Below are 22,631 nucleotides of genomic sequence, written 5' to 3'. Positions count from 1 at the left end.
CCCCTTCCGTGCGGTCCCTTCCGTGCGGTGCGAAGGCGCTCACGCGGGCTGCTCGCTCCGGCCGTGGAGGGATTCCTCCGTGCCTCGCCCACCCTGCGACGGCCGCCGCCTACCGCGCGGACCGGCGTTCCCCACCGGAGGGGGACGGTTCCCGCTCGACTCGGCAGGGGCTTCGCCGGAGGCGGCCGCAAACGCCGGGAGGGGCCTCCGGCGGTGGAGACCCCTCCCGTGGCGGTGCGGACGGCCGGGTTACCGGGCGGCTGAGGCGCCCTGGGCCGTGGGCAGCGTGATGCCCAGCGCGGCCGTGTACGTGGCGAGGACGAGCTTGCCGAGCGACGGGTACTCGCCCAGCGGCTCGGCGGCGGCGCAGCCGGCCTCCTTGGCGGCCATGGCCGTGAGGGTCTCGTCGACCTCGGGGCCGATGAGGCAGGGGGCCAGCGCCAGGTTCCGGGAGCCGGAGCCGCGCAGCTGGTCGGCGGCGCGGGCGACGGCGCCGTCCTCGTCCAGCGCGGCGGCCAGCACCGGCACCGCGAGACGGGCGGAGAGCAGCATGCCGGTGATGCCGGCGGACTGCACGGCCTCCTCACCGCCGACCGTCGCCAGGACGATACCGTCGGCGGCCGTTGCGACTGTGAACAGCCGGGCGCGGTCGGCGCGGGCCAGCCCGGCCTCCGAGAGGCGGACGTGGAGGGCCTCCGCGAGCAGCGGGTGCGGGCCGAGCGCGTCGGTGAGCTCGCTGGCGGAGCCGCTGCTCATCACGGCCTGGCGTATGCGGCGGACGACGGCGCTGTCCGGGCCCGCCAGCAGCGGCACGACGACGGCGTCGGGCGCCTGCGCCCAGACGGCGGCGCCCTCCGGGCCCTCGGCGGCCTCGGCCTCGGCCATGCGGGCGGCGCGCTGGGCGGAGGCGTGGCCGAGGACGGCGTCCAGGGCGGGGAAGCCGTCACCGGCGTCGTCGCCCTCGGTGGCGTCCACGTAGCCGATGCGCGCGTCGAGGCCCGGAAGCTCCGAGCGGGCGATGCTCAGCAGCTCCTCGGCGAGGCGGCGCGTGGTGATGTCGGGCGTCCCGGGCACGGCGAGCACCAGCGGGGGAGCACCCGCCGGAGCGGCCGCGGGCTCCGGCCGCCGGTGCCGTCCGGGCTGGCGGGGACGCGGCATTCGTACTGGCAGGCCCGGCGTGGGCCCTGTGGGGGAGCTCATGGCGCCGCATGTTAGCCGTTCATAGGACTCGTCCGTTTAGGTGGGGGTAAATGATCAAGGTCTGTCCGGTTTTATTCATCACCTCAAGCGTTGGGTGCGGATGTGATCAGCAAACGACGCGCAGGAGCGCGCCGTCCACGGGCAGTGCGAGGCTGTCCTCCGTCAGCGCCGTGGCCACGCGCAATGCCCCCGCGAGGGGGTCGCCCTGAGCGGTCGTCATCCGGGCCTGCGGTAGTTGCATTTGCAACTCTTCCTGGACGGGGGAGAGCAGGGGCTCGCCCATGCGGAACAGCCCGCCCGTCAGCGCCACCTCGGGAGCCGCGGCCGGGCCCGCGGCCGGGCCCGCGTCCGGGCTCGTGGCTGGTGGGCAGGCCGCCGCGGCGGACGCGGCGATGTGGCGCGCGGCTTCCCGCAGGATGCCCGCCGCGACCGGGTCGTCCGGCGCGCAGCGCCCCACCTCCGGGGCGAAGGAGGCCAGCACGGCGGGCCGGTCCGGCCGGGGGTAGAGCTTTCCGGGCAGCCCGCACGCCGGGCCGAGGACCGCCTCCAGGCGGGCGAGCAGCGCCGGTGATCCCCCGGCGCGCCCGTCGAACGCCCGCATCGCCGCCTCCAGCCCGGCCCGTCCGATCCAGGCGCCGCCACCGCAGTCGCCCAGCAGATGACCCCAGCCGTCGGCGCGCCGCCAGCGGCCCTCCGGGCCGAGGGCGGTGCCGAGCGCGATCACGCCCGTACCGGCGGCGACGACCACGCCCGGGCGCTGCCCCAGGGCGCCCGCGTAGGCGGTCACGGCGTCGCTGGCCAGCGCGAGCCGCCGGGCGCCGAGCTCGGCGCGCAGTACTCCGGGCAGCACGGCGTGGAGGTCGTTCCCCAGGGTCGCCATGCCTGCGGCGCCCACGCACACGGCGTCGCAGCCCGGCGAACCGGCCTCGTGGAGCAGCCGCCGGGCGGCGGGCAGCACCCGGTCGAGCAGCTCCGGGGCGTCGATGCCGCGCCCGCCCGTGCCGACCGGTACGGGGGAGGACCAGGTCAGCGGGGAGCCGCCGGCGGCCGGGGCGAGCGCCACCCGCAGGCCCGAGCCGCCCGAGTCGACCCCCAGGACCGCGCCCGCTCTGCCCCTGCCCGCCGTGCCGGTACGAAGCGACATGGCGCGCACCCTATCGCCCGGGCCGTGGCCCGTGTCAGGCCAGTCGCCAGTCGACCGGCGCCATGCCCTGCTGGGCCAGCAGGTCGTTGGTCCGGCTGAACGGGCGCGAGCCGAAGAAGCCGCGGTCCGCCGACATGGGGGAGGGGTGCGCCGACTCCACGCACGGCACCCCGCCCAGCAGCGGCCGCAGATTGCGGGCGTCGCGCCCCCAGAGCACCGCCACCATCGGCTTGCCCCGGGACACCAGCGCGCGGATCGCCTGCTCGGTGACCTCTTCCCACCCCTTGCCCCGGTGGGCGGCGGGCTTGCGCGGGGCGGTGGTCAGCGCCCTGTTGAGCAGCAGCACCCCCTGCCGGGTCCACGGGGTGAGGTCGCCGTTGGACGGCCGGGGCAGCCCGAGGTCCGTGTGCAGCTCCCGGAATATGTTCTCCAGGCTGCCCGGGAGCGGGCGCACCTCCGGGGCGACGGAGAAGCTGAGGCCGACGGCGTGGCCGGGCGTGGGGTAGGGGTCCTGACCCACGATCAGTACTCTGACGTCGTCGAACGGCTGCTGGAAGGCGCGCAGCACGTTGGCGCCGGACGGCAGGTAGGTCCGGCCCGCCGCGATCTCGGCGCGCAGGAAGTCACCCATGGCGGCGATCCGCCCGGCCACCGGCTCGAGCGCCTTGGCCCAGCCCGGTTCGACGATCTCGTTCAAGGGTCTCGCAGCCACGGCTGCCGTGCCTCCCTGTCCTCACGTATGGACGGTGTCGCTCTGAGGCAAAGATCGTACGCGAGGCGAGGGCGGCGCCCGTCGGGATGCCCGGACGGCAGCGCGGACCGGCCGGTGCGACGCTCCCGCGCGTCCTGCGGATTCACCCGTCGCGGTGCCCGGGGACCCCCCATCGGCTTGTCATCCTTTATGACTTACTTCTGGACGGGCCTTGACGGCGACGGGCCCACCTCGTGGACGGCGACAGGCCCACCTCGTGTCGGACCTCGTGTTGGACAGGCGCCCGGACCGCGGGGAATGTAAGCAGGAAGCATGCGCCTTCAGCACCGTCTGCCGGACCCCGAAGGGTCGTGGCGCCCCAGCCGTGCGCTGATCGCGGTGCCGCTGGGGCTGATCGGGCTGATCGTGACGGTGGACCTGCTGACCGCGCCCAACATCCACCTCGGCCCCCTGCTGGTCGTGGCCCCGACGATCACCGCGGTGTTCGCCGGTCCCCGGCTCACCGCCCTCATCGGCGTCCTCGCCGTGGTCGCCCAGATCGTCATCGGCCTCTTCCACGGCGGGCTGTGGACGTCCAACCACCAGGCGCAGATCATCGCGCTCGTGGTGATCACCCTGTTCGTCGTGGCCTTCCGCTCGGTGCACGAGGGCCATCAAAAGGCGCTCAGCCAGGCCCGCTGGGTGGCCGACGTCGCCCAGAAGGTCCTGCTCAGGCCACTGCCGACGCGGCTGGGGCCGCTGCGCATCGCGTCGGTGTACGTCGCCGCGGAGGCCGGGGCACGGATCGGCGGCGACCTCTACGCGGCCGTCCGCACTCCCCGGGGCGCCCGCGTGATGATCGGCGACGTACGGGGCAAGGGACTGACGGCGGTCGGCGACGCGGCCCTGCTGCTCGGCGCCTACCGCGCCGCCGCCCATCGCGATCCACCGCTGCCCCGGCTGGTGGCACACCTCCAGAACGCCCTCTACTCGGAGACCGAGGGGTCCGAGGGGGCTGAGGGGTCCGAGGAGTCCGGACAGCCCACCGGCGACGCGTCGGCCGGGGAACGGTTCGTCACGGCCGCGGTCCTCGACATCCCCGACGACGAGCAGGTGCTCCGACTCATCAATTGCGGCCACCCGCCGCCGATCCTGCTGCGCGACGGGGAGCCGACGGAACTGACGGTGCGGGATCCCGCCCTCCCCCTCGGGGTGAGCGGCAGCGTCACCGAAGACGACTACGAGGCCGAGACCTTCCCCTACCGGGACGGCGACCTCCTGCTGCTCTACACCGACGGGGTCATCGAGACCCGCGACGCCGACGGCGTCTTCTACCCCCTCGCCGACCGGCTCCGGGCCTGGCGGGAAACCGACCCCCAGCGGCTCGCCCAGCGCCTCCACGGCGATCTGGTCGTCCACGCGGGCGGCTCCCTGGACGACGACGTCGCCCTCGTCGCCATCGCCCGCCACCCGGTCGGGACGGCCGGCCGGAACGTCAGTTCACTGCCGTCCCCTCCACCGAGCGCGCGGCGCCGAGCAGGCCCTCCCAGTCCGGGATCTTGACGGTGCCCCGGCCCAGCCGGCGCCCCAGCGTGGCCTCGGCCGCCTCGATGCCCAGCCAGCCCGGCCACTCCACCGGGTCCCCGCCGGCCGCGCGCAGGGCGGTGAGCGGGTCCTCGGCGGGGCGGCGGGCCAGGAGGGCCCGGGCGTCGGCGAGCAGCGAGCCCACGGTCTCCTTGGCGCAGGGGCGGTTGGTGCCGATGACGCCGGTCGGCCCGCGCTTGATCCAGCCCGCGACGTACTCGCCGGGCGAGGGCGCGCCGTCCCGCAGCACGCGCCCCTGGTCGTGGGGGACGGTGCCGCGCTCGGGGTCGAACGGCAGCCCGGGGATGGGGACTCCGCGGTAGCCCACCGAGCGCAGGACCAGCCGCGCCTCGATCTCCTCGAACCGCCCGGTGCCCACGACGCCGCCGTTCCCGTCCGGCGCCGTCCGCTCGAAGCGCACCGCCCGTACGGCCTCGTCGCCCAGCAGGGCGACGGGCCGCAGGAAGAACCGCAGCCGGATCCGCCGGAGCCCGTCGGTGTCCGGCCGCCCGGCCCACTCCCGCAGCACCTCCACGTTGCGGCGGGCGGCCGCGGACAGCGCGGAGGGGTCGGCCCACGCCGGGTCCAGCGCGGCCTCGTCGGCCCGTACGTGCGCCCAGGCGCCCGGCAGGGTGCCCAGTTCGCGCAGCTCCTTGGTGGTGAACCGGGCCTGGGCCGGTCCCCGCCGGCCCACCATGTGGATCTCCCGCACCCGGCTGGCGGCGAGCGTGGCCAGGGCCGCGTCCGGGACGTCGGTGGGCCGCAGGTCGTCCGCGCGGCGCGCCAGCACCCGCGCCACGTCGACGGCCACGTTGCCGACGCCGATGACGACGGCGGAGCGCGCCTCGAGGGCGAACCCTTCGGGCGCGGCGTCGGGGTGGGCGCTGTACCAGGAGACGAACTCGGTCGCCGAGAAGCTGCCCGGCAGGTCCTCGCCCGGGATGCCCAGCCGCCGGTCGGTGGCCGCGCCCACGCAGTAGACCACCGCGTGGTACAGCTCCAGCAGCCGACGCGGCGTCACCTCGCCCGGGCCGTCGCCCACGGTGACGTTGCCGAGGAACGTCACGCCGGGCAGCTCCAGGGCGGTGCGGAGGTTGTTCTGAAGGGATTTGATCTTCTCGTGGTCCGGGGCGACGCCGTAGCGCACCAGCCCGTACGGGCAGGGCAGCCGGTCGAGCACGTCGACCCTGACTCCCGGCACCGTGCGCTGCTCCACGAGGGACTGGGCCGTGTAGACACCGCTCGGTCCCGATCCGACGACTGCGACGCGAAGCACGAGGGCTCCTTCCCGCGGGTGCGTCCAGGATCCCATCGACGGCCGGGTCGCGGCAGGGGCAGAAGGGCCACACGGGTGCGGGCCCCTGAAGGCGGGGCTCGCCGGTTCCCCGCTCGGGCGCCCGTCAGATCCCCAGGCGGAGGCCCGTCGGTTCCCCGCTCGGGGGCCGTCAGGCCCCCGGGGCCGGTGGCGGTTCGCCGGGCGGGAAGCCGAGCTCCCAGGCGAGCGCGTACCGCTGGAACAGCTCCGCGCGCAGCCGCTCCGCGGGCATCGGCGCCCCCGGCAGCAGGATGGCCACGACCGCGCCCATCAGCAGGGCGCGCAGCAGGCGGTAGTCGGTCTCCGGGTCGGCGGAGCCGTAGTGGGCCATGGTGTCGCGCAGCAGGGCGGCGAGGCGCTGCTGCTCGGGGCACTGGATGAAGCCCTCGGCGGTCAGGATGCCCGCCATATGGGTGCGCATCAGCCGGGGCCGGTCCCGGGCGAGCCCGAGGATCGCGTCGATGGCGCGGGCCAGCAGGGCGTGTCCCTCGCGCGTGCGCGGCTCGTGCTCCAGGCATGCGGCGAGCTCCAGGTGCATCAGCCGGTGCACGGCGGACTGGAGAAGCTGCCGCTTGCCCGGGAAGTAGTAGGAGACCAGCCCGCGCGCGGTGCCCGCCCGGTCCGCGATGTCCGCGAGGGTCGTCGCCTCGTAGCCCCGCTCGTCGACGAGTTCGACGGTCGCCAGCAGCAGGCGCTCGATGGAGCGGCGTCGCAACTCCTCGTTGACCGCTGGGCTGCGCGGAGACATTGCTTTAACTCCTGCGTTGACTGGCTCCGAGCCAATATACTCAGGGGGCGGCCGGTTGTCCCTCCCGGCGGACGGGCTCCGGTGTGTCCGCTGATGTCGGGTCATGCGGGGGATGATCCGACATCAGCGGTTTCGTACCGTCGGTGCCGGTCAGGAGGAGAGTTCCCCGGCGTGCGGGGCGAGGGCCATTGCCTGGCAGAAGCCGAAGACCAGGCCGTCCTCGATGTCGAGCTCCGTCAGCCCTTGCGTGCGCGTACCGACTGCTCACTCACCGGACGGCTGGGCGTCACCGGGTGCCGGCGTGCCCGGGCATCCGTCCGGACGTTCGCCCCGGCGCCCGCGCCGCCGCCAGGCCACGATGACGGCCGCCAGTCCCGTGACGGCCAGGAAGCCCGCCGCGCCGAGGAAGACGGGGGACGTGGGGGACGCCGCGCGGCTGCCCGCTATGACGTAGGCGGCGGTGTTGGGCGCGCTCCCCAGGGCCGTGGCCAGCAGAAAGGGCGACCAGCCCATCCGGGAGACCGCGGCGCAGTAGTTCACGCCGGCGAAGGGCAGCCCCGGGAAGAGCCGCAGCGCCATCATCGAACGGAATCCGTGGAGGCTCAGCTGCCGGTCGGCGGCCGTCAGCCACCGCCCCCGTACCAGTGGCCGCAGGGCGTCCTGTCCCAGCAGCCGGCCCAGCCCGAAGGAGAGCGCCGAGCCCAGCACCGTCCCCACCACGGCGGCCGTCGTGCCGAGCGGTGCCCCGAAGAGGGCACCCGCCGCCAGGCTCAGCACCGGGCGCGGGACGAACGCCGCCGTGCACAGCCCGTACGCGCCGGCGAAGAGCACCAGCGCCGCCGCCCCGCCCGACAGCCGGTCCGGCCAGCCGCCCGTGAGCAGCCGCTCCGGATGGAGGAGCAGCACGGCCGCGACGGCCCCGCCGACCAGCGTGACGAGCAGCCCCAGCCGGACCCACGGGGGCAGCAGCGCGCGGGCGCGGCGCTCGGCGGGGCCGGGGGGCGGCGCGGCGGTATCGAGCATCGAAGGAGCGTAACCGACGTGGCCGTAAGGACGGTGTGATCTCCGTGAGACGGCACAGAAGCAGAAACGAACGGTCATTTTCCGTTCGCCCGGCCGGTCCGCCGGCCTGCGGTGCAGAGCGGGCGAAAAGCATTCGACGGGCCCAGGGCGGTGCGCGAGCATCGCGCTCGGGGGCCGGTGCGGTCGGCCCGGGTGACGGGCGACGGGGCCGCGGCGGCGCCCCGTCCACCGAGTCCGGAGAGATCCGGAGAGATCCGGAGAGATCCGGAGAGAGTCCGAAGATCCCGGAGAGAAGGAGCCATGACCCAGCAGGCCTATGCCCGCACCAAGCCGCATCTCAACATCGGCACCATGGGCCACCTCGACCACGGCAAGACCACACTCACCCGTGCCATCACCGCACGCCTCGGCCGCACCGCCGCGCGCCGCGTCCCGTCCGGCCCCACGGTCGCCACCACGCACGTCGCGTACGAGACGGACACCCGCCACTACGCCCACGCCGACCTGCCCGGGAACCCCCGGTTCGTCGGGAACATGCTGTCGGGCACCGCCGGGCTCGACGGCGCGATCCTCGTCGTCTCGGCGCTGGAGGGCGTCCGGCCGCAGACCGCCGAGCACCTGCTCCTCGCCCGCCGCGCCGGCGTGGAGCACTTCGTCGTCGCCCTCACCAAGACCGAGGCCGCCCGGCCGGAGCGCGCCGACGCCGTCGAGGCGGACGTCCGGCGGCTGCTCACCGCGCGGGGCGGCGACGGCGGCCACACCCCCGTCGTCCGGGTCTCCGCGCTGGGCGCGCTGCGGGGAGAACCGCGCTGGACCGCCTCCATCGAGGCCCTCCTGGACGCCGTCGACACCTGCCTCCCCACCCCGGTCCGCTACACGGACGCGCCCTTCCTGCTGCCGGTCGAGCGCGTCCTGATCGTGCCCCGGCGCGGAACCGTCGTCACCGGCACCGTCGAGCGCGGCACCGTCCGCCCGCGTGACCTCGTCGAACTGCCCGAGGGGTACGGCCTCACCCACGTCCTGGGCGTGGAGACCTTCGGCCGCGGCATGGAGGTCGCCCAGGCGGGGGACAGCGTGGCGCTGCTGCTGCGCGGGCTGCAGGGGCACGAGGTACGGCGCGGGGACGTGGTCGCCGCGCCGGGCAGCGCCACCGTGCACCGGCGCTTCACCGCGCGGGCGCGGTTGCTGACGCCGGCCGAGGGCGGCCGGCGCACCCCGGTCCGCACCGGCTTCCGGGCCCGCTTCCATCTGCGGACCGCCGAGGTCACCGGCGAGATCGGCCTCGGGCCGCGCGGCAGCGTCGGCCCGGGCGGGAGCGCGGCCCTGACGGTCGGCCTGGACCGTCCCCTCCCGGTCCGGGCCGGGCTGCCCTTCGCGATCCGCGAGGGCGGACGCACCATCGGCACCGGCACGGTGACGGCCGTCGCGGCGTGAGCGCGGGGCGGCCGGTGAGGGCGGGGCGGGGCGGCGACCCCGGTACCAGGGGGCACGCCGCCCCGCCACGAGGGGGAACAATGGGGGAGTGGACGAACCGATACCCGTGACCCGCGAGGTCGACCAGGGCACCGCCAAGCTCATGCCCGACGTGGACCGGGCGCGGGCCTGGCTGCTGACCATGGACGGCGCACCCCAGTCGTACGTCGACCTCGACGACCCCACCCACCTCGAATTCGAGTACGCGCGCCGGATCGCCCACGTCCTCGACACCGTCGCCGAACCGGGCCGGCCGCTGACGCTGCTCCACCTCGGCGGCGGAGCCCTCACCCTGCCCCGCTACGCCGCCGCGACCCGCCCCGGCTCGGCCCAGCGGGTCGTCGAGGCGGACCGCGGTCTGATCGAGCTGGTCGCCGAACACCTGCCGCTGCCCGACGGGTCGGGGATCGAGGTGTGCGCCGGGGACGCCCGGGCCGTGCTGGAGGAGGCTCCCGCCGGCTCCGCCGACATGATCATCGGCGATGTCTTCGGCGGCTCCCGGGTGCCCGCCCACCTCACGTCCCTGGAGTACGCGCGGAGCGTCGCGCGGGTGCTGCGGCCGGACGGCCACTACGTGGCGAACCTCGCGGACGGCGCCCCCTTCGGCTTCCTGCGCGCCCAGGTGGCCACGTTCGCGGCCGTCTTCGAGCACGTGTGCGTGATCGCGGAGGCCCCGATGCTGCGCGGCCGCCGGTTCGGCAACGCCGTGCTGGTCGCCGCGCACCGGGAGCCGCCGCTCGCCGACCTGGCCCGGCGGTCCGCCGCCGACGCGTTCCCCGCGCGGGTCGAGTACGGGGCGGCCCTGGAGCGGTTCGCCCGGGGCGCGGTACCGGTCCGGGACGCGGAGGCGGTGGCCTCGCCGGAGCCGCCGGGCGGGGCGTTCACGGTCGGCTGAGCGGCTCCGGCGAGGCCACCGTCCGTCAGGAGGAGGCGAGCGGCCGCAGGGTGCTCATGACCTTCTTGATGGTGTCGTCGGCGACCTCGCGCTTGTCGCCCTTGACCCCGGAGAAGACCCAGACGGCGAAGTCGCCGTTGGTGTCCTTGAAGGCCACGGTGAAGGCCTTGCCGTCGCTGGAGCACTTGTTGGCCTTGGGCACGTTGGTCACCGTGGTGGTCGCGGTGGCTCCGGTGATGCCGTGGTCGCTCTTGAAGGCCGTGCCCTTGCCGATGTCGTACTTGCCCTGCTTCTTCTGGTCGAACATCGCCCACGCCCAGGCGGCCGCCTCGTTCTGGGCGGCCTCCTCCAGGCTCTTGGCGCCCTGGCCGCCCTTGGTGCCGGCGACGCCGGACGAGTAGGTGTCGTCGGTGCCCCGGTCGTTCTTGACCGAGCACTGTTCCCGCTGGAAGTAGGCGGGCGAGGACATGGCCTCGGCCAGCTTCATGCCCGACGTGTCGGCCTCGTCGTCGATCCGCACGGCCGCCCCGTCCTGCGGCACGTCCCAGTCGGCGGGGACGTCGAAGGCGAGGTGCCGCTTGGAGTTGACGACGACCTTCCAGCCGTCGACGACGGGCTTGACGCTGCTGCCGCCCGCCCGCGGATTGTCCAGCGGCGCCTGGGAGCTCGCGGCGGGCGACGGGGCCTGGGCGGACGCGGAGGGCTTGGCGTCCTTGGCGGCGGGCGCCGGGTCGTCCTTGCCGCCGTCGTCCTTGAGGACCAGGAAGCCGGTGACGCCCGCGGCGACGACCACCGCCGCCGCGACGGAGATCGCGATCACCGTGGTGCGCTTGTCCCGGCCGCCGCCCCCGCCCTGCGGCTGGGGCGCGCCGGGTGCCCCCGGCGGGGACCACTGGGGCGCGCCGGGCGGTACGGGCGGCGCCCCGGCGGGCTGCGCGTAGGGGTTGGGCTGCTGGTAGCCCGGCTGCTGCTGATACGGGTTGCCCTGGGGCTGACCCGGACCCGGCTGTGCGTACGGGTTCGCGCTCGGGTTCCCGTTCGGGTTCACGTTCGCGTTCGGGTCCTGAGGGTTCTGTCCGCCCCCGGGCTGCTGCTGTCCTGGCCACATGGCCGACAACCATAGAGGCCGTGGGTAACGGTTGTGGTCGTCACCCCTTCCCGATCGTGCTACCGATTGGTAACTTACCGGCATGTCACAGACCACGCCCTCGATCGGCGACGCCCTCGCGGCCACCGTGCCCATGGTCCGCACCCTCAACCTCGTCTTCGACGAGATCACCGCCGAGCGCGCGGTCCTCCGGCTGCCCGACCAGCCCGACTACCACAACCACGTCGGCGGCCCGCACGCCGGTGCGATGTTCACCCTCGCCGAGTCCGCCAGCGGCGCCATCGTCCTCGCCGCCTTCGGCGACCAGCTCTCCCGCGCCGTGCCGCTGGCCGTCAAGGCCGAGATCGGCTACAAGAAACTCGCCATGGGCCCCGTCACCGCGACCGCCGAACTCGGCCGACCGGCCGCCGACGTCGTCGCCGAACTCGACGCCGGACAGCGCCCGGAGTTCCCGGTGCGCGTCTCGATCACCCGCGAGGACGGCGCGGAGACGGGCGAGATGACCATCTGGTGGACGCTGCGCCCCAACAAGTAGCCCCGGGCCTCCCTGGCCTGGGAGGACGCCGATCTCCGACTTCCTGTCGGAGATCGGCAACCCGCTGGTCGAGATCCGGTCGGCCACCCCGGATGATCGAGGCTAGTTCTCCGTCAGGGGCGCGGGTTCGGAGACCGAAGTGCCGTAGAGGCGATACCCGCCGTCCGTGTTGATCTCCGGCGCGCGGCCCTTCTGGAACAGAAGGATGATGTCGGAACCACCGAAGAGGAAGTAGCCGAACTCTTCACCCTTCGGTATCTGGGCGTCCGAGATGGTCATCGTCATGTGGACCGACGAGACCTGTGCCATGCCCACCGGGATGACCGCGACCAGCCCGATGTCGCCGTACGGGGAGTTGGCGGTGTCGATCACGACGACTCCGCGCGCCTGGGCGAATTCATAGCCGCCGACGCTGCTGTCCGGGGCGTCGAACTGCCCGTTTTCGCCGATGGCGACGTCCAGGTACACGTTTTCGTGGATGGGGAAGCACTCCTTCACTTGCCCGGCCACGGGGGTGTGGAAGCGGTGGTACGAGTACGGAGAGAGGAAGTAGTGCACGAACGTGCCGCCCGCGAACTTTTTGCCGTACTTGCTCCGGTCGCTGAGGAGTTTCGGGATCGAGGTGACCTCGTGGGTGAGCTTGAGCCGCAGTGAACCGTCGGTCGGGTGGATGACGGAGTGCTTGTCGATGGGGTATGTCGCCTTGAAGGTGGAGTCGGCGGGCATGGTCACCGTGGTGTTGTGCTCCGGGTCGGTGATCGGCCGCAGGCCGGGGTTGAGCTCGCGGGCGAAGAACTGGTTGAAGGTGAGCCAGCCGCTCGGCTCGTTGGGCTTGCCGCCCACCATCGAGTCCTCGACGCGGTAGCGCGGCGAGAGGTGGAACGAGTCGAGTTGTTCCTCGCTGAACGACGCCGTCGTGTCGAGGAAGCTCCCCCACGCCTTGGCGAACCGGACCATCCAGCCTTTGAACCACGGATCGTTCTGCACGATCTTGCCGTCGACGTTCTGGTCGACGAGGAAGTAGAAGTGGCACAACCGGTCGAAGACTTCCCGCTGCCCGTTCTCGTCGTCGGACCAGGCCTCGCCGGGGTCCTGCCGCGGCGCCCACTTGGCGAATGTGCCGAGATAGCCGAGGTAGCCGGGGACGTCCTGCGGCCAGTCCAGTGCTTGGAACAACTCGCTCTTGAGCTTCCCCTGTGCATTCGTGTACGCCTGCTTGAGCGATTCCGTCAGCAGGTCGCGTAAGACCTTGTCCTGTTCCAGCTTTGCCTCGAGTTCGTCGATCACCGTGGTCGAGGCGAATGTGGCGGCCATCGTCAGGTTCCTGTCGTCGATGGGATTCCCCTGGTCGGTGGATCGGTGGTGCCGGCTACGCGTCGGGCGGGAAGGTCTCCCAGGTCGCTCCGGGCGGGCGGTGGTTCATGTGACCGCGGAATTCCTCGTACTGCGGGTGTTTGTCGCAGAAGCTGTCCGGGTTGAACTCCTGGCCGCAGGAGTTGCCCCAGATTCCCTGGAAGGTCAGGTCCGTGGGGCCGGCGCCGGCGTGATAGACCTTGCCGTCGTTGGCGCCCCACGGGAAGAACGGCGGCTGGCCGTGGTTGCCGTACCTGCCGTCGTCGCGGTCGAGGTGCCCGCACACCGAGCGGGAGCTGCCGATGCCCTTGTCATGGGTGTAGGCGTCGGAGTGGTCGGCGATGATGGTTTTGGCGCGGTCCAGGTCCACCTTCTCCTCGTTGATGAGCCGGTCGAGGGTGATGCGCCGCGCTCCGTTGCCCCGGATGTCGTAGTGCTGCATCGGGTCTTTGTCGCCCGGACGGGCCGCCGAGCAACCACGTATTGACGTAGCCCGCGTTGTTGTTCTCCGCGAACAGGGATGTCCAGTGCGTGATGGAGTCGGCGAACTGGGTGGCCACGCGGGACCGCGCGAACTCGGGCTTGCCGTGGGGGATGTAGGCGCCGTCGAACGAACCGATCGTGGTCTCCACCACGATCAGCCCGGCATCGGTGAGCATCCAGTCGGTGTTCGAGGACACCCAGCCCGGCGCGGCCTGCATCAGCACCCGGTGCCCCTTGCCCGCCGGCGGCCTGATGTCCAGGACCACGTTGTAGGCGTCGCCGCTGGCGAACCGGTCCCACGAGTTGTGCGCGGCCACGATCCGGCCGTCGGTGGTCGCCGAACCGATCGCCATGAACGCCGAGCACCGCGGCCGGGCCTCCCGACGCTTCCGGGCGCCACGTCCGTGGTGCTTCTCCTGGTACCACGGCCACCAGGAGTCGATCAGCTCCTCCGCGCCGTTGAGCGCGACGAGCCGGTCGAACGTGACCTCGGTCTTCCCGCGGTTGTGACAGCCCTCGACGATGCCCTCCAGCTCGTGCTGGACTTCTTCGTGCAGACCCTTGAGACCGAACGCCTCGTGCACCTTCGAGACGAAGAACTCGAACGGCAGGCCGGTGTCCTGCCTGGACATGAAATCGGCGCGCTCCAACGACTCCACGATCCGGTCGGCCAGTGCCTCGCCGTGTGCCACGCCGCGCGCTTTCGCCTCGCCTTCCATCACGACGTAGCGCCACCTGGACGAATTGCCCATCGGCTTCTCCTCGGCTCGATCCGAGTAGTCCACGGCATATGGTTTTCGTCGTTGAGTGATCTCCGGGTTGAGTGATCTCCGGCCCGTCAAACTACCCGTGGACGTTTCGGGGCGTCAGTGGGGAACTTGCCGTCTCAGAAGGCAGCAAGGAATCGGTCAGAATGTTCGCCCGGCAGCACTCCGTGACCTCCGGGAAGACCGGCGCGGGACGTAGAGGAGTGCAGACACCAACGGGCGTTTCGGCGGCTCTGGGGTGCACGAGTGGGGCACCCGGTACTGCCGACGGAACTCATCAAGCCAATGAGCTCCGCGTCCCCCGGCCCCTGTGCGGCAAGATGCGGCTGGACGACGGGCCGAGCCGTGCCCCGATCCGTGCCCCATCCACCCGGCCGTGTCACAGCAGTGCCGACAGCATCGGATGGGAGGCGGCGAGGAGGACCAGCCCCGTCGCCGCCGCCGCGAACGGCACGATGCGCAGCGGGCTGACCAGCAGGAAGCCCGCGTGCAGCAGGACGGCCAGGGCGAGGGTGGCAGGCGCCGGGAGCAGGCCGAGCACGGCGAGTCCGAGGAGGAGTTCGCCGAGGGCCGTGAGGACCGCGATGACACGGCAGACGGTACGCGGTGCGGGCCGCAGGAGCAGTGCGCCCAGCGCGGCCTGCCGTGGCCAGGGCAGGAAGTCGCGGTTGCCGGCGGCGGCCTGGGCGGCGTTGTAGACCAGGTTGTCGATGAGGACGCCGCCGTTCATGAAGTGCCGCGACCGTACCTTGCGCAGGCCGGCGACCAGGTACAACTGTGCGGCGAAGAAGGACGCGAGCGCCCCGCCCGCCGCCGTCCACGCCGGGCCGCCCACCGCGCGGCCCAGGCCCGCCACGGTGAGGCAGCCCGCGAGGATCGCCAGACACACCCCGGCGTACCGGACGCCGCCGTACCGCCGGTTGACGAACACCAGGGCCAGGACGACCGCGGCGCATCCCCCGAGGGCCGTGGCCGTACCGCGCCCGGGGGCCAGCCGCGCGCTGGCGCACGCGACCGCCAGAGCCCCTCCCATCGCGAGCATGACACGAGCGAGACGGTGGTAGGCGGCGAACGCGGAGGAGGACGTCCAGCCGTGGCCGAGGCGGTAGACCCGGCCGCCGGGGTAGTTCCGGGCGACGGCACGGGCGTCGGCCATGACGACACCGGCATGCCACACCACGGCGAGGGCGAGCAGCAGCCCGGCGCCGGGCACCGCCGTGCTCACTGCGCCCCACCCAGAGCGTCGGCCAGGACGCGCCGTTCGTGCCCGGCGGGCAGCCGGGCCACACGCAGGCGGTGCCGGCCGGGGTCGTAGTCCACCCGCCAGCCGCCGTCGGATCCGACGATCAGGCCGTGCAGCGGCATGTCGAAGCCCGCGCCCTCCAGCAGGTTCCGCAGCTCCGGGACCGTGAGGTAGTGACCGGTGGGGGCGATCAGCAGCCGGTGCGGCGGCAGTACGGTGGGGTCGTCGGGACCGGACCACAGATAGCCCTTGGACGACCCGGAGTACATGCCCCACGAGAACGGGCGGTTCGGTGAGATCGTCGCTCCCCACGCGACGAACGCCGCCAGCACGACCACGGCCGCGACGGTCAGCGTGACGGAGGCCCAAGCAGGCACGACCCGGCCCCCGTTCAGCGAGCGGGCCGGTAGACCGACACGTGATACGGGCAGCCGTCCCGGAACGGCGCCCCGCCCCAGCTCCCGTACCGCTCCCGCAGCTCCAGCCCGGCCGCCCGGGCCATCAGGTCCAGCTCGCCGACGCCCGCGTAGCGGAAGGAGACATGGAGGTGGAGGCTGCCACTGCCGTCGCCCGGTGTGATCGCGTAATGCGAGTGGTACCGCTGAGCGGCGCGGTCGAAGCGGCGGTAGCGCACGACCAGATCGTCGCCCCGATTGGGCACCACGCGGCCGCCCGACCACTCCGCACCGGCCAGGACCTCGGGGACGATCGCGTCCAGGACGAAGGCGCCGTCGGCCCCGATCAGCCCCGCCGCATGGCGGAAGCAGCGCGACTGGTCCTCCTGGGTGGGGAGTTCGAAGAACGTGCCACCGGCGACGAAGACCACGTCGACCGTCCGCCCGTCCGCCGGCAGCCGGGTGAAGTCGCCGATGGTCACCGGGATCCGGTCACCGCCGGGCTTGGCCGCCAGCCGCGCCGCCATCTCCGGCGACGCGTCGACTCCCTCGACCCGGACGCCACGCCGGGCCAGCGGCAGCGCTATCCGGCCGGTGCCCACACCCAGTTCGAGCGCGGTCCCGGAGCCGGCGAGCCGGGCGAGGAAGTCGACGGTGTCGGCGGTCAGCGCCTCCTTGCCGAACCAGCTGTCGTAGCGGTCGGCGAACCGCCGCGTGTACGGGACGGCCGTGGCGGGCTCCGGCGGTTCGGGGGCCTCCGGGGATGCGGGCACGGGCTTCTCCAAGGGCTCAAGGGAGGGGAGGGAAGGGAGGGATTGGGGAAGAGCCCGGGCGCACGGTCGGCTACGCTCAGCCGAGCGGGTGCGGGAGGCGCCGGCGGGCCGTTCCGCCGGGCGACGTCGCCGGGTCCGGTTCCTTCGCGGGCAGACGCCGGGCACCGGGGGCCACCACACGCACCACCACCGGCTCGCCGAACCCGGCTCCGGGAGCGGAGGAGTCCACCTCGACGACGTCCTCACCGGTCCGCTCGGCCAGCAGACGCGGCAACTCCTCCGCCACGGGGGCCGGAACCGCTGCCTGGTCCGCTACCGGCCACGGCTCCGTGATCGCTCCGCGTAGGAGGGCGGTGAGGCTGTCCTGGCGGTGGAAGGCGTGCAGGGCGTGTTCCAGCGGGCCGTTCGGCGGCCGCGACGGCCCGTGCTCCCGCATCCGGTCCCATACGGCGGCGGCGCTCGCGGTGCCCATGCTCCAGCGCACCATCAGCGCCTCGCGGACGGCGGAGACCGCGGCCGACGCCGGGTTCCCGGCGGTGGCGCGGGCACCGAAGGTCTGTCGTGTGCCGTCGTCCGTGTGCAGACACGCCACCACGCACGCGACACTCCCCGGGCCGGGCAGCACGAGGAATCGTTCCCGCAGGCCCAGCACGGCCAGCACCCGCCGCAGGTCCTCGCCGAGCGGCGTCGGCCCCGTCGGCGTCCGGCGGGGCGCGTCGTCGTACCAGGCGTGCCAGAACAGGTCGCGTTCGAGGATCTCCAGCATGGCGTGTTCACGCGCCCGCGCGGCCGTGAGGTGCGCCGCGAGCCCGGTGGAGCCGGGGCGCAACGGTGCCGGACAGCCGGCGGGTGGACGGTGCGCCAGGTAGACGGCGCACGCCGGTACGAGCACTCGGCCGCCGCCGGTCAGTGAATCCCCCGGCACCCACGGCAGCGTCGCCTCCCGCACCTCCGCCAGTGGCCGCAGCTCCGGCCAGGCCCACGGGTCCAGGGCGAGCCGGCCGCGCCGCCGCAGCGAGGCGTATGACGCGACGACCGCGCTCTCCCGCGCCCGGTGCCCGGCGAGAACGCTGTGCACCCGCTCCATCAGCTCGCCCCGGGCCCGCCGCACGACATCCGCCGGGTCCGTGCCGGCGGCCGAACCGATGATGACCGGTTGTCCTCCGGCCGCGTCGTTCGCCGTGAAGGCGCTACTGCGCGCGGCTGTTCTGCCGAGCACGAACCAGGGGGCGTCAGGGAACGGCCGCTGTGTCTGGACCGGCCGGTCGGGAAGCCCCGCGCTGCCCGCGCTGCCCCTGGGACCCGTCGCGAAGACCGCTTCGGCCTGTTCCAGCAGCTCCCTGCCGGTATCCGTCAGCGCCTCGCTCCTGCCGCGCAACGTCGCCGCGCCTCGTCTGCCCCGGTCCAGCAGGAGGGCGTGGCGGGCCCGTGCGGCCGTTCCGTCCGGCAGTCGCCGGTACAGCAGCACGCTACGGGCCAGCACCACCACCTGCTGGAACAGGCCGGCCAGGGGGCGCGCGTCGGGGCGCAGCGGAGTACTCAGCAGTTCCCCGGCGCCGGACGCCCGGAGGAAGGGGGCGGAGGCGGCGGCGGAATCGCATCGGTTGTGGGTGCCCTCGTGCACCAGCGCCTCCGCGAGCCGGACGTGGCCGGCCGGCCCGTCGGGCTCGCGTCCGGTCAGCCGTCGGCTGTTGACGAAGACGGCGCCGTGCGCGGTGAAGTCGGTGAACCCGTCGATACCCCAGCCGCCGAGGAGCACCACCTGTCGCAGCGTCACCTCCAGCTCGGCGGACATCCGGGGCCAGCTCGTGCGCAGCGTCCGCCACGCCTCCGCGAGGACCTCCCGCTGTCCGGCATCCCAGTCGACCACGGCCGCCGAGCGCGCGGTGGGGCAGCCGTCGCCCGCGTGCGTCACGCCGGCCGGTTCGGGGGCCTCCCGCAGTGCCCGCAGGACGCTGTCCTCCAAGTGCCGCTCCCCGGGCGGCGCCAGGTCCACCGCCCATCCGGTGCGCTCAGCCGTGCACCGGGCCCGGGCCGCGCTGTCGCGGGCCTGGAGCACCACCGTGCGCACCTGCTGCGTGGTGTGCTCCCGATCCACGGGGGACGGGCGTTCCCGTCGTGCCGGCCGCAACCGGTGGGCCAGGGCGTGCATCCCCGGGTAGCGCAGATCGTCGTGCTGCCACGTTCCGGCAGCGCAGCCCGCCGATATGAGGACCCCGGCCACCAGGCCGCCCAAACGCTCCTCGTCACGCGCGGCCGGTCCGGCGTCCGGTTCGATCCGCACGTACCCTCCTGAAGCGTCGTCCCGGCGGTGTGCCCTCACCCATGGCCGGTCCTGCGAAGCGGGGCCCGGCCACCGGCAATCGATCGAGGGTCAGTCGTCGTCCGGAATGTCGACCATGAGAGCGAACTCGGGGAGTTCCTCCTCGCCCACGACCTCGATCTCGAGCTCACGTACCTCTTGCATCTGGTGCTCCTTGTCCTCGTCGGAGGTCCGCACTGGCCGCGGTGAAGACCCGAATCGACCGTGACACTCCGGAACCGGGGTGGCAACGGTGAGTACCGGACATCGTCCTTCACGACTCCGCCGGTTTCGGGCGTTGTCAGTGGTGGCTGACAGGATGCACGCCATGACGGACGCCGACACCGATGCCATCACCGCCTACTGGGACGCCGCCGCCCCCGCCTTCGACGACGAACCCGACCACGGCCTGCGCGACGAGACCACCCGGCAGGCGTGGGCGCGCCTGCTGCGCCGATGGACGCCGCCCGGCCCGGCCCGCGTGCTGGATGTGGGCTGCGGCACCGGCTCCCTCTCCCATCTGCTGGCCCAGGCCGGCCACCGCGTCACCGGCGTGGACCTCTCGCCCCGCATGGTCGAGGAGGCGCGCGCCAAGCTCACCGCCGCCGGTCTTGAGGGCCGGTTCCTGGTCGGGGACGCCGCGGCCCCGCCCACCGGTGACGACCTCTTCGACGTGGTGGTCTGCCGGCACCTGCTGTGGACCTTGCCCGATCCGCACGCCGCCCTGCGCCAGTGGACCGCGCGGCTTCGCCCAGGCGGCACCCTCCTCCTGGTCGAAGGACGCTGGCGCGAGGCCGGCCAGAGCGGCATACCGTACGTGGCCGGGGCCGAAACCCTCCCTTGGCACCGAGGAATCACCGCCGGGGAACTCACGGCCGCCGTCCGTCCCCTCGCCACCGATGTGCGCGTGGACGACCTCGGCGACGACCCCGACCTGTGGGGCGGCCCGGTGACGGACGAACGGTACGCCTTGATCGCCCGTACCTGATCCGTCCGGCCACGCGGTCGTCCTCGAACGCCGTCGCAGCGACGACGCGCCGTCCTCCGGGACCCCGCCGGGCGAGGGGAGGACGGCGCGTCCGCTGTCAGGGTTCATTCATTTCGTGCGGAGGGGCTTCACGCCGCGACGACGTGGATCCGCCCGGAGAGTGACGCCCTGTTCCCGACCTGGACGTCCAGGCGCGACGTCCCGACGGGAGCGTCGGCGGAGGCTTTCACCGCGCCCCAGAGTCCGGCCTTCGAGCCCTTGCCCGAGAGCGGTAGGGTGACGGCCTCGACGGTGAGCGTCTGCCCGTCGGCGGACAGGATTCCGTCGTAGGGCGTCGTGTGCCCGTCGGTGTCCATCACGGTCAGCTGGCAGAACCCTTCGTGTTCCGGGACGAACCGCAGGCCCGCACCCGTGGGAAGGGCCACCCGGACATTCTGCGGGACAAGAGTTCCCTCTTCCCTGGCGATCACTTCCACACCGGCGAAGCCGGTGTCGCCGGCGCGTGTCAGCTTCGGTTCCGAGCCCGACGGCGACACGGCGAAGTCGACCACGACGTGGACTCGCGTGGAATCCGACGGCACGTCACCCACGGCGAAGCGCAGGGCCGTGTCTCCCAGCGGGGTACCGCGGGAGGCTCGCACCGCGACCCAAGCCCGGGACTCGGAGCCCTTGCCCGTCAGGCCCAGGTCGACGTCCTCGAAGACGAGGGTCCGTCCGTCCGGCGACAGGGTCCCGCGATGGACGGTCGTGCCCGTCCGGGCGTTCGCCACGGTCAGCAGGTGTCCGGGATCGCCCTGAGCGACGAACCCCAGCTCCTTTCCCGCCGGAAGGGTCACCACGACCTTCTGGCGAGGGACGGTGCCGTCGGTGTCGGCGTACAGCCGCACGCCGGGGTAGCCGGTCTCACCGGCGTGCGTCAGCGTGACCTCCGGATCCGGCGGGCCCACCGGCAGGACCGAGAACCGGGCGAGGGGGGAAGCGCCACTGACCTCGCGGACCCGATGGTTGTCGGTGTCGGCGATGTACAGATTGCCCGCGGAATCCACCGCGATGCCCCGGGGACCGTAGAGGTTCGCCTTGACGGCCGGTCCGTCGTCGCCGCTGAAGCCGGCTTCGCCGTCACCGGCGACGGTGGTGATCAGCCGGGTCCTTTCATCGACCCTTCGTACGCGGTTGTTGCCGGTGTCGGCGATGTAGAGGTTGCCGGCCGGGTCGACCGCGACGCCTCGGGGGGATCGCAGGCTCGCCTTGACGGCCGGCTCGTCGTCGCCGGTGCGCCCGGCGTTGCCGTCGCCCGCGACCGTGCTGATGGTCCTCGTCATCGCGTCGACCTTCCGCACCACATGGTTGTCGGTGTCGGCGATGTACACGTTGCCGATCGCGTCGACCGTGACGGCGCGGGGGTACTGGAGAGTGGCCTCGACGGCGGGCCTGTCGTCTCCGGTGCAGCCGGCGTTGCCGTTGCCGGCGAGCGTGGTGATGGTGCGGTCCGTCGCGTCGACCCTGCGTATCCGGTGGTTGTCGGTGTCGGCGATGTAGAGGTTGCCGAGGGAGTCCACCGCGACGCCGAACGGCGTGTAGAGAGTGGCCGTCGTGGCGGCCCCTCCGTCGCCGCGGAACCCGACGCCGCCGTCGCCGGCGACCGTGGTGATGATCCGGGTCGTCGCGTCGACCCTTCGTACGCGGTTGTTGCCGGTGTCGGCGATGTAGAGGTTGCCGGACGCGTCCGTCGCGACACCTCGGGGGTATCGCAGGCTCGCCGCGACGGCCGGTCGGCCGTCGCCGGCGTAGTCGCCGTCGTTGTTGCCGGCGACCGTGGTGATGACCCGGGTCCTCGCGTCGACCTTTCGCACCACGTGGTTGTCGGTGTCGGCGATGTAGAGATTGCCGGACGCGTCCGTCGCGACGGCATTGGGGTGGTAGAGGCAGGCCTTGGCCGCGCCGGAGCCGTCGCCGGTGTAATCGGCGATGCCGTTGCCTGCCGTGGTGGAGATGGCCGGATCGCCTGCCCGGACCGAGGTCTTCTGGATGGTGCCGAATTCGCTCATCGTGGATTCCTCGCCATTCGTATGGGGCGACGGTGGGAAGGCGCGCCGGATGTCCCTCGGGGGAGTACCGGGGGCGCCGTCCTCCGCGGGGGAGCGGAGGACGGCGCCGACGCGGAGGGCTACCGGACCGCCGGGTCAGGAGCTCTTGAGGTCCGCGATGACGAGCGCGGTGACGGTTCCCCTGAAGCCCCAGGGCGGGCTGTTCCGCGCGTCGTTGGGGTGGTTGCGCCGCCAGATGGTCAGCTTGACCACCCCGTCGTCATCCGTGTTCTTGCTCTCACCGATCTCCAGCGCTATCTGGTCGAGCGACATCGAGCAGTGGTGGGGGTTTCCGTCGTACATCACCTCGAGCGAGTACGACTGGAGCGCCACATCGAAGACAGGGCGCCCCTTCGTGTCCCTGCGGATGTCGCCACGGATGGTGAACGGAACCTCCTTGTAGAACGGGCCGGACATGGGCACCCGCTCCACACTGAAGGGAACCTGCTTGAACGCGATGGGCATGGCACTGGCCTTCCTGTTCGGTCGGATGGATTGCGATGGTGGTTCTCCCGCGACCGCTC

General features: G+C 73.0%; 21 protein-coding genes. 5 read left to right on the top strand and 16 right to left on the bottom strand.

Features of this window, described 5'->3' with window-relative positions:
• Positions 1-249: 249 nt before the first annotated feature.
• From IE096_RS02350 to IE096_RS02340, 3 genes are all read right to left on the bottom strand, one after another.
• On the bottom strand, positions 250-1,200 hold the full coding sequence (locus IE096_RS02350; protein WP_189447837.1) for a sirohydrochlorin chelatase: 951 nt from the start codon (positions 1,198-1,200) through the stop codon (positions 250-252).
• A 106-nt stretch (positions 1,201-1,306) separates the two neighbouring features.
• Entirely contained in the window at positions 1,307-2,344 is a 1,038-nt protein-coding gene (locus tag IE096_RS02345; RefSeq protein ID WP_189447835.1) for an N-acetylglucosamine kinase, read from the bottom strand.
• Positions 2,345-2,378: 34 nt separating this feature from the next.
• A complete protein-coding gene (locus tag IE096_RS02340) occupies positions 2,379-3,056 on the bottom strand; it encodes a uracil-DNA glycosylase (RefSeq protein WP_189447833.1) in 678 nt (225 codons plus the stop codon).
• Positions 3,057-3,368: 312 nt separating this feature from the next.
• Here IE096_RS02340 and IE096_RS02335 point away from each other — a divergent pair, with 312 nt between their 5' ends.
• Positions 3,369-4,598: a PP2C family protein-serine/threonine phosphatase gene (locus tag IE096_RS02335; protein WP_189447831.1), complete on the top strand. Its 1,230-nt coding sequence runs from the start codon at positions 3,369-3,371 to the stop codon at positions 4,596-4,598.
• Here IE096_RS02335 and IE096_RS02330 read toward each other — a convergent pair.
• The 3 genes from IE096_RS02330 to IE096_RS02320 form a co-directional block, all read right to left on the bottom strand.
• Positions 4,531-5,895 carry an FAD-dependent oxidoreductase gene (locus tag IE096_RS02330; protein ID WP_189447829.1) on the bottom strand — a complete coding sequence of 455 codons (1,365 nt, stop codon included), beginning with the start codon at positions 5,893-5,895 and terminating at the stop codon, positions 4,531-4,533. The genes IE096_RS02335 and IE096_RS02330 overlap by 68 nt on opposite strands.
• A 169-nt stretch (positions 5,896-6,064) precedes the next feature.
• Positions 6,065-6,682, bottom strand: a complete 618-nt coding sequence (locus IE096_RS02325; protein WP_189447827.1) for a TetR/AcrR family transcriptional regulator — start codon at positions 6,680-6,682, stop codon at positions 6,065-6,067.
• 264 nt (positions 6,683-6,946) lie between these two features.
• Positions 6,947-7,705 carry a TVP38/TMEM64 family protein gene (locus IE096_RS02320; protein WP_189447825.1) on the bottom strand — a complete coding sequence of 253 codons (759 nt, stop codon included), beginning with the start codon at positions 7,703-7,705 and terminating at the stop codon, positions 6,947-6,949.
• 300 nt (positions 7,706-8,005) lie between these two features.
• Between IE096_RS02320 and IE096_RS02315 the strand changes: the two genes are divergently transcribed.
• A complete protein-coding gene (locus IE096_RS02315) occupies positions 8,006-9,139 on the top strand; it encodes a GTP-binding protein (RefSeq protein WP_189447823.1) in 1,134 nt (377 codons plus the stop codon).
• Between the two features lie 88 nt (positions 9,140-9,227).
• Positions 9,228-10,073, top strand: coding sequence for a spermidine synthase (locus IE096_RS02310; protein WP_189447821.1), 846 nt, complete (start codon positions 9,228-9,230; stop codon positions 10,071-10,073).
• 25 nt (positions 10,074-10,098) lie between these two features.
• On the opposite strand, the gene IE096_RS02305 is transcribed toward IE096_RS02310, so the two are convergent.
• Positions 10,099-11,121, bottom strand: coding sequence for a DUF8017 domain-containing protein (locus IE096_RS02305; protein WP_229819866.1), 1,023 nt, complete (start codon positions 11,119-11,121; stop codon positions 10,099-10,101).
• A 142-nt stretch (positions 11,122-11,263) separates the two neighbouring features.
• Here IE096_RS02305 and IE096_RS02300 point away from each other — a divergent pair, with 142 nt between their 5' ends.
• Positions 11,264-11,716 carry a DUF4442 domain-containing protein gene (locus IE096_RS02300; RefSeq protein ID WP_189447818.1) on the top strand — a complete coding sequence of 151 codons (453 nt, stop codon included), beginning with the start codon at positions 11,264-11,266 and terminating at the stop codon, positions 11,714-11,716.
• 102 nt (positions 11,717-11,818) lie between these two features.
• Here the strand turns inward: IE096_RS02300 and IE096_RS02295 are convergent, their stop codons facing one another.
• From IE096_RS02295 to IE096_RS02265, 7 genes are all read right to left on the bottom strand, one after another.
• Positions 11,819-13,030 (bottom strand): phosphatidylserine decarboxylase, encoded by a 1,212-nt coding sequence (locus tag IE096_RS02295; protein WP_189447816.1) that lies wholly within the window; start codon positions 13,028-13,030, stop codon positions 11,819-11,821.
• Positions 13,031-13,085: 55 nt separating this feature from the next.
• The gene (locus IE096_RS02290; RefSeq protein WP_189447814.1) at positions 13,086-13,439 is read right to left on the bottom strand and encodes a hypothetical protein; all 354 of its coding nucleotides are present in this window, start codon (positions 13,437-13,439) and stop codon (positions 13,086-13,088) included.
• On the bottom strand, positions 13,381-14,304 hold the full coding sequence (locus IE096_RS02285; protein WP_189447812.1) for a phospholipase B family protein: 924 nt from the start codon (positions 14,302-14,304) through the stop codon (positions 13,381-13,383). The genes IE096_RS02290 and IE096_RS02285 overlap by 59 nt, the downstream gene beginning before the upstream one ends.
• Before the next feature lie 394 nt (positions 14,305-14,698).
• Complete coding sequence (locus tag IE096_RS02280) at positions 14,699-15,544, bottom strand: hypothetical protein (RefSeq protein ID WP_189447810.1); 846 nt, start codon at positions 15,542-15,544, stop codon at positions 14,699-14,701.
• Entirely contained in the window at positions 15,541-15,939 is a 399-nt protein-coding gene (locus tag IE096_RS02275; RefSeq protein ID WP_189447808.1) for a hypothetical protein, read from the bottom strand. Before IE096_RS02275 ends, IE096_RS02280 begins: the two co-directional genes overlap by 4 nt.
• A gap of 14 nt (positions 15,940-15,953) precedes the next feature.
• Entirely contained in the window at positions 15,954-16,730 is a 777-nt protein-coding gene (locus IE096_RS02270) for a class I SAM-dependent DNA methyltransferase (protein WP_189447806.1), read from the bottom strand.
• Between the two features lie 76 nt (positions 16,731-16,806).
• Positions 16,807-19,014, bottom strand: coding sequence for a YcaO-like family protein (locus IE096_RS02265; RefSeq protein WP_189447804.1), 2,208 nt, complete (start codon positions 19,012-19,014; stop codon positions 16,807-16,809).
• Between the two features lie 346 nt (positions 19,015-19,360).
• On the opposite strand from IE096_RS02265, the gene IE096_RS02260 reads away from it, so the two are divergent.
• Complete coding sequence (locus IE096_RS02260; protein ID WP_189447802.1) at positions 19,361-20,020, top strand: class I SAM-dependent methyltransferase; 660 nt, start codon at positions 19,361-19,363, stop codon at positions 20,018-20,020.
• A 128-nt stretch (positions 20,021-20,148) separates the two neighbouring features.
• Here IE096_RS02260 and IE096_RS02255 read toward each other — a convergent pair whose 3' ends face one another.
• Both IE096_RS02255 and IE096_RS02250 read right to left on the bottom strand, forming a co-directional pair.
• On the bottom strand, positions 20,149-22,068 hold the full coding sequence (locus IE096_RS02255) for an NHL domain-containing protein (protein ID WP_189447800.1): 1,920 nt from the start codon (positions 22,066-22,068) through the stop codon (positions 20,149-20,151).
• A gap of 135 nt (positions 22,069-22,203) precedes the next feature.
• Complete coding sequence (locus tag IE096_RS02250; protein WP_189447798.1) at positions 22,204-22,572, bottom strand: hypothetical protein; 369 nt, start codon at positions 22,570-22,572, stop codon at positions 22,204-22,206.
• Positions 22,573-22,631: the final 59 nt, after the last annotated feature.

It is taken from the genome of Streptomyces abikoensis (genome assembly GCF_014648775.1).
In the GTDB taxonomy this organism is placed as follows: Bacteria; Actinomycetota; Actinomycetes; order Streptomycetales; family Streptomycetaceae; genus Streptomyces; species Streptomyces abikoensis.
The sequence above is the reverse complement of the archived record's forward strand: the minus strand, read 5'-3'. Positions and strand labels throughout refer to the sequence as shown.

Excerpts from the sequence above, each read along its gene's own strand:
- IE096_RS02335 (WP_189447831.1), top strand. The coding sequence starts at position 3,369 with ATGCGCCTTCAGCACCGTCTGCCGGACCCCGAAGGGTCGTGGCGCCCC.
- IE096_RS02320 (WP_189447825.1), bottom strand. The coding sequence starts at position 7,705 with ATGCTCGATACCGCCGCGCCGCCCCCCGGCCCCGCCGAGCGCCGCGCC.
- IE096_RS02255 (WP_189447800.1), bottom strand. The coding sequence starts at position 22,068 with ATGAGCGAATTCGGCACCATCCAGAAGACCTCGGTCCGGGCAGGCGAT.
- IE096_RS02300 (WP_189447818.1), top strand. The coding sequence starts at position 11,264 with ATGTCACAGACCACGCCCTCGATCGGCGACGCCCTCGCGGCCACCGTG.
- IE096_RS02260 (WP_189447802.1), top strand. The coding sequence starts at position 19,361 with ATGACGGACGCCGACACCGATGCCATCACCGCCTACTGGGACGCCGCC.
- IE096_RS02350 (WP_189447837.1), bottom strand. The coding sequence starts at position 1,200 with ATGAGCTCCCCCACAGGGCCCACGCCGGGCCTGCCAGTACGAATGCCG.
- IE096_RS02285 (WP_189447812.1), bottom strand. The coding sequence starts at position 14,304 with ATGGGCAATTCGTCCAGGTGGCGCTACGTCGTGATGGAAGGCGAGGCG.
- IE096_RS02345 (WP_189447835.1), bottom strand. The coding sequence starts at position 2,344 with ATGTCGCTTCGTACCGGCACGGCGGGCAGGGGCAGAGCGGGCGCGGTC.
- IE096_RS02295 (WP_189447816.1), bottom strand. The coding sequence starts at position 13,030 with ATGGCCGCCACATTCGCCTCGACCACGGTGATCGACGAACTCGAGGCA.
- IE096_RS02250 (WP_189447798.1), bottom strand. The coding sequence starts at position 22,572 with ATGCCCATCGCGTTCAAGCAGGTTCCCTTCAGTGTGGAGCGGGTGCCC.
- IE096_RS02325 (WP_189447827.1), bottom strand. The coding sequence starts at position 6,682 with ATGTCTCCGCGCAGCCCAGCGGTCAACGAGGAGTTGCGACGCCGCTCC.
- IE096_RS02315 (WP_189447823.1), top strand. The coding sequence starts at position 8,006 with ATGACCCAGCAGGCCTATGCCCGCACCAAGCCGCATCTCAACATCGGC.